This is a genomic window from Acidovorax sp. KPB24-03, from assembly GCF_057546605.1.
In genome coordinates this window covers 1-10,035 of record NZ_BAAJYR010000128.1, presented here as the reverse complement: position 1 = coordinate 10,035, position 10,035 = coordinate 1, and the positions used below count along the sequence as shown (strand labels likewise).

11 protein-coding genes are annotated in these 10,035 nt (G+C 66.8%); 3 read left to right on the top strand and 8 right to left on the bottom strand.

Annotated elements, in window-relative coordinates; all coding sequences use genetic code 11:
• The coding region (locus tag AC27KI_RS14270; RefSeq protein WP_487091024.1) for an SDR family NAD(P)-dependent oxidoreductase at positions 1-164 on the bottom strand (164 nt) is incomplete at its 3' end.
• 167 nt (positions 165-331) lie between these two features.
• On the bottom strand, positions 332-1,207 hold the full coding sequence (locus AC27KI_RS14265) for a DMT family transporter (RefSeq protein ID WP_272569612.1): 876 nt from the start codon (positions 1,205-1,207) through the stop codon (positions 332-334).
• Between the two features lie 442 nt (positions 1,208-1,649).
• Between AC27KI_RS14265 and AC27KI_RS14260 the strand changes: the two genes are divergently transcribed.
• The 3 genes from AC27KI_RS14260 (at position 1,650) to AC27KI_RS14250 (ending at position 3,335) form a co-directional block, all read left to right on the top strand.
• The gene (locus AC27KI_RS14260) at positions 1,650-2,543 is read left to right on the top strand and encodes a DUF6402 family protein (RefSeq protein ID WP_487114388.1); all 894 of its coding nucleotides are present in this window, start codon (positions 1,650-1,652) and stop codon (positions 2,541-2,543) included.
• A gap of 5 nt (positions 2,544-2,548) precedes the next feature.
• Positions 2,549-2,947 carry a hypothetical protein gene (locus AC27KI_RS14255; RefSeq protein ID WP_487114387.1) on the top strand — a complete coding sequence of 133 codons (399 nt, stop codon included), beginning with the start codon at positions 2,549-2,551 and terminating at the stop codon, positions 2,945-2,947.
• Positions 2,948-3,119: 172 nt separating this feature from the next.
• Positions 3,120-3,335 (top strand): hypothetical protein, encoded by a 216-nt coding sequence (locus tag AC27KI_RS14250; RefSeq protein WP_487089999.1) that lies wholly within the window; start codon positions 3,120-3,122, stop codon positions 3,333-3,335.
• 93 nt (positions 3,336-3,428) lie between these two features.
• Here AC27KI_RS14250 and AC27KI_RS14245 read toward each other — a convergent pair whose 3' ends face one another.
• The 6 genes from AC27KI_RS14245 to AC27KI_RS14220 form a co-directional block, all read right to left on the bottom strand.
• Positions 3,429-4,940 carry a tripartite tricarboxylate transporter permease gene (locus AC27KI_RS14245; protein ID WP_284396834.1) on the bottom strand — a complete coding sequence of 504 codons (1,512 nt, stop codon included), beginning with the start codon at positions 4,938-4,940 and terminating at the stop codon, positions 3,429-3,431.
• A gap of 18 nt (positions 4,941-4,958) precedes the next feature.
• Positions 4,959-5,447 carry a tripartite tricarboxylate transporter TctB family protein gene (locus tag AC27KI_RS14240; RefSeq protein WP_284429961.1) on the bottom strand — a complete coding sequence of 163 codons (489 nt, stop codon included), beginning with the start codon at positions 5,445-5,447 and terminating at the stop codon, positions 4,959-4,961.
• Positions 5,448-5,680: 233 nt separating this feature from the next.
• Positions 5,681-7,474 (bottom strand): type IV pilus assembly ATPase TfpB, encoded by a 1,794-nt coding sequence (tfpB, locus tag AC27KI_RS14235; RefSeq protein WP_284429960.1) that lies wholly within the window; start codon positions 7,472-7,474, stop codon positions 5,681-5,683.
• A gap of 93 nt (positions 7,475-7,567) precedes the next feature.
• Positions 7,568-8,350: a class I SAM-dependent methyltransferase gene (locus tag AC27KI_RS14230; protein WP_372588158.1), complete on the bottom strand. Its 783-nt coding sequence runs from the start codon at positions 8,348-8,350 to the stop codon at positions 7,568-7,570.
• The gene (locus AC27KI_RS14225) at positions 8,337-8,933 is read right to left on the bottom strand and encodes a DNA-deoxyinosine glycosylase (protein ID WP_487114386.1); all 597 of its coding nucleotides are present in this window, start codon (positions 8,931-8,933) and stop codon (positions 8,337-8,339) included. The genes AC27KI_RS14230 and AC27KI_RS14225 overlap by 14 nt, the downstream gene beginning before the upstream one ends.
• Positions 8,934-9,097: 164 nt before the next feature.
• The gene (locus AC27KI_RS14220) at positions 9,098-9,934 is read right to left on the bottom strand and encodes a TatD family hydrolase (RefSeq protein ID WP_284405158.1); all 837 of its coding nucleotides are present in this window, start codon (positions 9,932-9,934) and stop codon (positions 9,098-9,100) included.
• Positions 9,935-10,035: the final 101 nt, after the last annotated feature.

Here is a 10,035-nt window from a genome sequence, read left to right as displayed (position 1 = left end):
GCCGCGGCCAGCAACTGCGCCGCGGCCTGGTCCAGCGCCTCGGCGTTGCGGGCGTTGATCACCACGTTCACGCCCTCGCGCACCAGCGCCTCGGCGCAGCCATACCCCAATCCCTTGCTGGCGCCGCACACCAACGCCCATTTACCGGCAATACCCAGGTCCATAGTCTCCTTTCACGGCCGGTCGTCCAGCCCGTTGCGAATCACACCAAGAGGCACCGAAGGCGCCCTGCTTCCGGTGCGCCAGCGATCAAAGGACCATGATACGAAGCGCGACGCGCCAGCGCCGGGCAAGGGGAATGCGCGGCGCCATGCACCGGCTCCGCAGGACGTCAGCCCGCGGGCTTGCGCGCCGCCATGCGGGTGAAGACGAAGATGCCCGTGAGCACCAGCGCCGTACCCGACGCCACCCACAGCGTGAACGGCTCGTCCAGCAGCCACACCCCCATCAGGATCGTGGACAGGGGCCCCACCATGCCGGCCTGCGCGGCCAGGCCCGCGCCCACGCGCTCGATGGCCATCATCACCAGCAGCACCGGCACCGCCGTGCACAGCGTGGCGTTCAGCAACGACAGCCACAGCACCTCGGGCGCCACCACCGCCGCGCCCAGCGGCCGCAGCACCGCGAACTGCAGCAGGCAGCACACGCACGCCACCGTGGTCGCCAGGCCCACCAGGCGCAGCGAGCCGATGCGCTTGACCATCTCGCCGCTGTACACCAGATAGACCGCATAGCTCACGGCCGACAGGAACACCAGCAGCACCCCCCAGGCCACGTACGCGCCCTGCAGGCCCGCCTCGTGCCCGAACACCAGCACCACGCCGCAGTAACTGATCGCCATGCCCAGCATCTGCCCCCAGCGGATGCTGCGGCGATACAGCACCCAGCCCAGCACCACCACCAGGGTCGGGTTGAGGTACAGGATCAGCCGCTCCAGGCTGGCGCTGATGTACGCCAGCCCGGCGAAGTCGAGAAAGCTCGCCAGGTAGTAGCCCGTGAACCCCAGCCACGCCACGCCCGCCCAGTCGCGGCGCGTGAGCGGCGCCTTGCCCCGGCTGGCCCACCACGCCATGGCCGCGAAGATCGGCAGCGCGAAAAGCATGCGGTACATGATGAGCGTGACCGCGTCCACGCCGTGGCGATAGGCCAGCTTGACGATGATGGCCTTGCCGCTGAAGGCGATGGCGCCGACCAGGGCGAGCGCCATGCCGGCGGCCACGCCGGCATTCGGCGCGGGCAAAGGCCCCGAGGGCTGCACTGGAACGGAAGCGGACGCTTCGACGGCAGGGGCCGTGGAGCGCGCGGTATCGGGGGGTGTGGACTGCTGCATGGATTCGGCGGGTTGGGCAGCCCGGTGCGTTGGCCGGGTGCGCATTCATTCAGTGTCGCATGCAGGTGGCCGCACAGCCATCGGCCCTGTGCGCGGCCCGCCCCGCGATCGGCGATACCGGCGAAGTCGCGGTGCTTTGCGGCGGCATTGCGGGCGGTGCGGGATGGCTCCGCGAAGCACCACGATCATTTGCTGAACGGTTACGCAATGCAACCAACTCATACAGCGAATCCCGGGGAATTAAGCCATTTTTTTCGCCATAATCCGCCCCGTTCACGCAAGCCTCAGCGTGACTGAAAAACAAAGGGAGTCAGGGTCAATGGTCGATCTTCTGAAGGCGCCGCAGGAAGCCCTGCGGTCCGTGCTCGGGCGCAAGAATGCGCCGCAATATGCCACCCGCCTGTTCCAGTTGCGGGACATTCCATCGGTGATGCGCTCGCGCTTGGGGTGGCCGGTGGCGGCGGCGTTGATGGAGCGGTGGTTCAACGGTACGGCCTTCGCGATGCCTCAGGAAATGAAAGAAAGCCGAGCGCCCTATCGGCTGAGTCAATTGAGCCCGGCGCAATTGGAGGCGACCGCCGTCACTATGGCGTGGGCTTTGGGATTCGCACGCGTCCAGAATGCGATGGCCAGCCTGCAAGCCAAATGGTCGAGTCCAGCCGGAATTGCACAGCTGAAAGACCGTGTTGAAAAGCAAAGCAGGGGACGCAATCAACAGTGCTGGCGCTTTGGCGACTTGAATCAACCCGCCAAAATACTTGAAGACACCTGCCAGGTGAATTACCTCGCGTTTGGCCAATGGAGCGATCCGATGGACGACTTCTACGGCGCAATGGGCGAGGCACAGGTCAACGTGGCGGTGTCTGGATTGGTGACCCCACAGGGGCCAGGTAAAGCGACTGTGGACATCAATGAACTGGGCTTCTATTTGCGCGATGCCTACGATTTCAATGACGGCAAATCTTTCATTTCTCAACCGCTGGGCTGCTGGGGCTTCAGTGGTGTGGAGTGTGGAGTTCGCACGCAGTTGAGCGTGCCTCTGCAGGAAGTGGTCGTGGACGAACCACCTGCGGCCGTGCAGAACCGCAAGTACATCGTCCAGAACAAGGACTTTCGCAACTGGCGCACGAAAAATCAAAGAGGAGGCGACTTTATGGTGCTATCGGATGTGCATCGAGTGCGGCTCCCTTTTCCACAAAAAATCTCTTGGTGAGATCCATGAAAAATTTTTCGAACCGATACCTTCGATGGGCATCCTGGGCCGTGCTCTGTGCCGCAGCGACAGCAGCGCTTTGGTATGCATGCACTCCAACATTGAAAGGCATCTCCATCAGTCCTCGCAAGGTCTATCGACTGGAGTATTACGACGCTTCGCTGGTACAGCGCCTGCGCTACCACCAAATGAAAATTCCTTCATTGGTTCGCTTGTACAAAATCCATCCAGAGACTTTGCTGGGCGAAAGCGATGTAGTGGACCTCTGGATCAACGGCCAGTTGTATTGGTACCTCAACCCGCCCATGAACAAGGTGCGCGTAGGACGCGACGTGGTGTTCGAGAACATTCCGCCGGAGTGCGTTGACTGTCCGCCGCTGACCGATGCCGAAATCATGCCCTGAGAAGAAAAAATACCGGGTTCTTCTAAAACGGGCTGCTCTCGCGATTGCCTTGATCGTCGGGGGCTGGTACTTCGTTACCCCAACCTACGATCGAAGTCACTACAGCCCCCGCCGTGTGTACCGGTTGGACTACTACGAAGCCTCCTGGCTTCAACGTTTAACGCACATGGACATGCGTTATCCCCACGTGATTCGGCTTTATCGCGTCGAGCCGAGAACACTGTTGGGCACCAGTGATGTAGTGGACCTCTGGATCAACGGCCAGTTGTATTGGTACCTCAACCCGCCCATGAACAAGGTGCGTGTAGGGCGCGACGTGGTGTTCGAGAACATTCCGCCGGAGTGCGCTGACTGTCCACCGCTGACCGATGCCGAAATCATGCCCTGAGCCTCGCACCCTCCTCCCGACAGGCCCCCCAAAGAAAAACGGCACCCAAAGGTGCCGTTTTTCTCAATCGTGAAAGGGTACCCAGCCGGGACGTCAGTCCTCGACGAAGGCTTCCTCGCGCTTGTTCTTCACGGCTGGCAGCAGCACGATGATGAGCAGCAGCACGGCGGCAGCCAGCAGGCCGGCGGAGATGGGGCGCGTGACGAACACGCTCCAGTCGCCGCGCGACAGCAGCAGGGCGCGGCGCAGGTTTTCTTCCATCATCGGGCCCAGGATGAACCCGAGCAGCAGCGGCGCGGGTTCGGTGCCCAGCTTGTGGAACAGGTAGCCGATGAAGCCGAAGATGCCGACCAGCCACACGTCGAACGTGTTGTTGTTCGTGCCGTACACGCCCACCGCGCAGAACAGCACGATGGAGGGGAACAGCCAGCGGTAAGGCACGGTCAGCAGCTTGATCCACAGGCCGATCAGCGGCAGGTTCAGGATGATCAGCATCGCGTTGCCGAGCCACATCGAGGCGATCAGGCCCCAGAAGAGTTCGGGGTTGCTCGTCATCACCTGGGGGCCAGGCTGGATGTTGTGGATCGTCATGGCACCCACCATCAGCGCCATCACGGCGTTGGGCGGAATGCCCAGCGTCAGCAGCGGGATGAAGGAGGTCTGCGCGCCGGCGTTGTTGGCCGACTCGGGGGCCGCCACACCGCGGATGTTGCCCTTGCCGAAAGGAACTTCGCCGGGTTGCAGCTTGGTCTTCTTTTCGATGGTGTAGGCCGCGAAGGCCGCCAGCAGCGCGCCGCCGCCGGGCAGGATGCCCAGGGCCGAGCCGAGGGCCGTGCCGCGCAGCACGGCGGGGATCATGCGCTTGAAGTCTTCCTTGGTCGGCATGAGGCCGTGCACCTTGGCGGTGAACACCTCGCGATCGTCCTCGGGCTTGGACAGGTTGGCGATGATTTCGCCGTAGCCGAACACGCCCATGGCGATCACGACGAAGTTGATGCCGTCGGTCAGTTCAGGGATGTCGAAGCTGTAGCGGGCGACGCCCGAGTTCACGTCGGTGCCCACCAGGCCCAGCAGCAGGCCCAGCACGATCATGGCGACCGCCTTGAGCAGCGAGCCCGAGGCCAGCACCACGGCGCCGATCAGGCCCAGCACCATCAGCGAGAAGTATTCGGCGGGGCCGAACTTGAAGGCGACTTCGGTCAGCGGTGGCGCGAAGGCGGCCAGGATCAGCGTGCCCACGCAACCGGCGAAGAACGAGCCCAGGCCGGCGGCTGCCAGCGCGGGACCCGCACGGCCCTTGCGCGCCATCTGGTAGCCGTCGATCACGGTCACCACCGAGGACGATTCGCCCGGCAGGTTCACCAGGATGGCGGTGGTCGATCCGCCGTATTGCGCGCCGTAGTAGATGCCGGCCAGCATGATCAGCGCGGCCACCGGGGGCAGCGCATACGTGGCGGGCAGCAGCATGGCGATGGTGGCCACGGGCCCGATGCCCGGCAGCACGCCGATCAGCGTGCCCAGCAGGCAGCCGATGAAGCAGTAGATAAGGTTCTGAAACGTGAAGGCGACGCCGAAGCCGGTCGCCAGGTTGTCAAACAATTCCATGGTCTTCGATGCTCCTGCTCAACCCGAAATGAAACTGGGCCACACAGGGAACTGCAGCTTCAGCGCCCACACGAAAGCCACGTAGCTGCCCACCGCGAGGACGGTGGCCAAAATAAACACTTCCTTGGCGTTGAAGGTGTCGCCGGCCAGGCTGGCGATGAACACCAGCGCATAGATCGCGACGATCAGCCCCATGGCCGGCACGCCGAACGAGGGCAGCCCCGCCAGCAGCACGCCGAACGCGAAGTTCGAGGCCAGGATGAAGAACAGCTGCTTCCACGCCCACTTGCCGACCTTGTCGCCATCCACGCTCTCCACCACCGTGGCGTAGAACGTGATCGCCACGCCAAGAATGGCGAGCAGGATGCCCAGGATCAGGGGGAAGTAGCCGGGGCCCATGCGGGCGCCGTTGCCGATGTTGTAGTTGGAGGCACCGACCGCGAAGGCCACGCCCACACCCATGAACATGAGGCCCGAAAAGAAATCTTTCTGGCTCTTGATTTTCACGAAAACGTCTCCTTACAAGAACTTGACGGGCGATTGTGCAGTCCGGTCCACTCGGGATCGATGTGGATTCCACCTATCCAGCGCCTAGGGAAAACCGCAGGGTGGCGCCTCGGAAAAAGCCGCGCCGGCGCGCTGCGGCAGAGCATCCGCAGGCGGTGGATGAAGGACCCGGCACGGCACGGACAACGCGCGCGCAGCCGCCCCCCCCCGGGGGCCGCGCGCGGCGACACGGCCTACTCCATCGGCGGCGTGGCCGCCATCACTTCTTCCAGCGTGGTGATGCCCTCGGCCACGCGCAACGCGCCGGCCAGGCGCAGCGGGCGCATGCCATCCTGCACGGCCTGGCGGCGCAGCACGTCGATGGAGGGCGCCTGGTTGATGCGGTCCTTGAGCGCCTCGCTCACGGTGAGCAGCTCGTACAGGCCCATGCGGCCATGGAAGCCCGTCATGCGGCAGTCCACGCAGCCCACGGGCTTGTACGGGTGGTACCCGCCGTTGAGCTTCCACGGCTTGACCACGGCGGCCAGCGCCTCGGCCGAGGCCGCCTCGTCCTTTTGCTTGCACTGCTTGCACAGCGTGCGCACCAGCCGCTGCGCCAGGATGCCCAGCAGCGTGGCGTTGATGAGGTAGGGTGGCACGCCCAGCTCCATGAGCCGCGTGACGGCGCTGGGCGCATCGTTGGTGTGCAGCGTGCTGAACACGAGGTGGCCGGTGAGCGCGGCCTGCACGGCCATGTCGGCGGTGGCGAGGTCGCGGATCTCGCCCACCATGATGATGTCCGGGTCCTGCCGCATCAGCGCGCGCAGGCCCTCGGCGAAGTTGAAGTCGAGCTGCGGCTGCACCTGGGTCTGGTTGAAGCTGGGCTCGATCATTTCGATCGGGTCTTCCACCGTGCTCACGTTGACCTCTTCGGTCGCCACGCGCTTGAGCGTGGAGTACAGCGTGGTGGTCTTGCCCGAGCCCGTGGGCCCGGTCACCAGGATGATGCCGTGCGGGCGCTTGACCAGCGCCTCCCAGCGCGTGGCGTCGTGCTGCGCGAAGCCCAGCGCGTCCAGGTCCTTGACGGCGTTGTCGGGGTCGAAGATGCGCATCACCATCTTCTCGCCGAAGGCCGTGGGCAGCGTGGACAGGCGCATTTCCACCTCGTCGCCGCGCGGGTTGCGGGTCTTGATGCGGCCGTCCTGCGGGCGGCGCTTTTCCACCACATCCATGCGCCCGAGCAGCTTCACGCGCGAGACCATCGCGTTGAGCACGCCCATGGGCATCTGGTAGACCGGGTGCAGCACGCCGTCGATGCGAAAGCGGATCACGCCCTGCTCGCGGCGCGGCTCCAGGTGGATGTCGCTCGCGCGCTGGTCGAAGGCGTACTGCCACAGCCAGTCCACCACCTTGACCACACCCTGGTCGTTGGCATCGAGCTGCTTGTTGCTCTTGCCCAGTTCCACCAGTTGCTCGAAGCTGCTGCCCGCCGAGGCCCCGCCGGCCTTCTGCGCGGCGCGCACCGACTTGGCGAGCGCGAAGAACTCGGCGGTGAAGCGCTGGATGTCCTGCGGGTTGGCGACCACGCGGCGCACCGAGCGGCGCGCCTGGCGCTCCACCTCGGCCACCCAGTCGTCGATGAAGGGTTCGGCCGTGGCGATCACCACCTCCTTGGGCGTGACCTGCACGGGCAGCACCTTGTGGCGCTCGGCGTAGCTGGCGCTCATGGTGTCAGCCACGCGGCCCACGTCCACCTTGAGCGGGTCGATGCGCAGGTAGGCCAGGCCGCTGCGCTGCGCCAGGTACTGCGTGAGCGCCTCGGCATCGAGCGGGCGGCCATCGCTCGCGCGGGCCATGGCCACGTTGGCCAGGCGCACCAGCGGGTGCTGGCGGCTTTCGGCCTGCGAGCAGCGGGCGATGGTGCGGGCGGCCTCCTCGGCCGAGATCACGCCATCGGCCCGCAGCCAGTCCACCAGCCGGCGCCACTCCAGCGGCCCGGTATAGGCAGGGGGCTTCGTCGGGGTGTCGGTGGGGGTGGCGGTGCTCATGGGCGGGCCTCGTTCAAAGGAGAGGAAGGGCGAGCGCAGCGGTGCGGCGGCTGCAGCAGCACGCACCACGGCGGAAGGCCGGAGCGGCCCGCGTCATGCGGCCACCGGCTTGAAAACGCGCGCCCACTTGGTGGCCGGCAGGTCCCAACGGGCCTGCACGGCCTCGGCGCGCGCGAGCAGGTCGGCGCGCTTGGGCCGCGTGGGCGTGCGCTGCGCCAGCACCACGGTGTTGCCTTCGCGCGTGGGCTTGAAGGCCCACAGCGCGTCGGCGCCGAAGGCCTCGGCCATCTTGCCCAGGCTGCGCTCGTAGCTGGAGGCGCGGCCGAACAGGTTGACGGTCATGGCGCCGTCCTCGGACAGCAGCGCCCGGCAGTCGGCATAGAAGGCGGCGCTGTCGAGCACTGGCGCGGCGGCGTCGTGGTCGTACAGGTCCACCTGCAGGGCATCCACCGTGCCCAGCCACATCGGGTCGCGGATCTCCGCGGCGGCATCGCCCAGGATCACGCGCAGCTTGGGGCCGTCGGGCGGCAGCTTGAACCAGGCACGGCACACGGCCAGCACCTGGGGATTGAGCTCGATGGCGGTGGCGCACATGCGCAGCTTCTTGTGGCAGAACTTGGTGAGGGCGCCGGCCCCCAGGCCCAGCTGCATCGCATGGCGCTTGGTGACGCTGGCGGGCTCGACGAAGAGCAGCCAGGCCATCATGCGCTGCACGTATTCCAGCTCGAGCTCAAAAGGCTCGGCCACGCGCATGGAGCCCTGGATCCACGGCGTGCCCAGGTGCAGGTGGCGCACCTCGCCATCGTCGGAGACGCTCACCTCGGGCAGGGCTTCGCTGTCGTTTTTCTTGCGGGTCAAATCGTCACACCAATCCATAAGGGGCCAGGGCGGCAGCCCAGGCGTTCAGTTTCTTGTCAAAGCTCCACGAGGCGTTGGCCGGGCTGGTGGAAGGCAGCCGCAGGGACTGCACGCCGCCCTCCCGCAGCGCGGGCGGCAGCCCCAGGTGGGCGCGCACGGCCTTGGCGTGCCGGAAGCTCTCCCCGCCATTGTGGGCGATGGCGGCCAGGCGGGGGCACTGCGCCCGCAGCGCCCGGAAATCGTTCACCACGGCGTTGCGGATGTCGGTGTCCAGGCTGCCCTCGCGCTCGCAGGCGGCGTACACGTCCCACAGGCCCAGGCCCCGGTCCAGCAGCCAGGCGCAGCGACCGGCGTAGTCGTCCCGCCCGGGCAGCACGGGCTGCGGCCACAGTGCCTGCAGGATGCGCCAGAAGTGGTTCTGCGGGTGCCCGTAGTACTGCCCTGCCCGCAGCGAGGCCGCGCCAGGAAAGCTGCCGAGCACCAGCACCACGGTGCGCGGCGAGACGACCGGCGCCAGCCCGACAAGGCGCGGGGCCGCCGCCGGCACCGGACCGGAAGGCGGGGGGAACCCGGGCTCAGGCGGATCGGAGGCGGAATCCATGGCGGCCATCATCGGGGGGCATTGGGGAGAAAAAGAGGGGAACGGGGAATCGGCGGGCCCCGCGGTGTCGCGAGACCGGGCCGGGGGGCACGGCGAAGCAGCAGATTACTATCAATATCATAGCAACATGCCCTAGTACCAATTGCACTGGCGGCCCAAAAGGCTCAGATCGCCAGCAGCGCCCCCAGACGCGGCAGCGCCGCACAGGCGTTGGCCCGCGTGGCCTGTGCCAGCTCCGCCACCGGCATGCCGCGCAGCCCGGCCACCACCTCGGCAATGCGGGGCAGCTCGCCCGGCGCATTGCGCGCGGGCGGTGCGCCGGCGGCCCGCTGGGCGGCGGTCACGTAGAGCCAATGCGGAGGAATGTCGGGGGCATCGGTCTCCAGCACCAGCGATTCGAGCGGCAACTCCGCCGCCAGCCGGCGCAGCTGCAGCGCGCGGTCGAACGTGACCGCCCCGCCGAAGCCGAGCTTGAAGCCCATGGCGATGAACGCCTGGGCCTGCTGCAGGCTGCCGTTGAAGGCATGGGCGATGCCGCCGCGCACCGGCCGCTCGCGCAGGCCCTTGAGCACCTTGTCCGACGAGCGCCGCACGTGCAGGATCACCGGCAGGTCGAAGCGCTGCGCCAGCTGCAGTTGCGCCCGGTAAAAGCGCTCCTGCCGCGGGCCGTCCAGCGTGGGCACGAAGTAATCGAGGCCGATCTCGCCGATGGCGACCAGGCGCGGGTCGGCGTGGTGGGTCTGCAGCGCCCCGGCCAGCGTGTCCACATCGCCATCGCCCGCGCGGCCGGTGAACAGCGGGTGGATGCCGAGCGCGTAGCTGTCGCCATGCTGGTGCGCCAGGCGGCGCACGGCGTCCAGGTTGCCCAGCTCCACCGCCGGCAGCACGCAGTGCGCGACACCGGCGCGCGCGGCCTCGGCGCGGACCTGGGCCAGGTGCGCGGGCCCGGCATGCGCCTCGAACTCGTCCAGATGGCAGTGGGTGTCGATCCAGGTGTGCATGCGCGGATGATGCCCGAGGCGGCTGGCCCTGCGGCGCCATGGCCCGCCCCGATACGCCCTGTCACATGCGCGGCGGGCTTTTCCGTGCTACCGTGAACGCT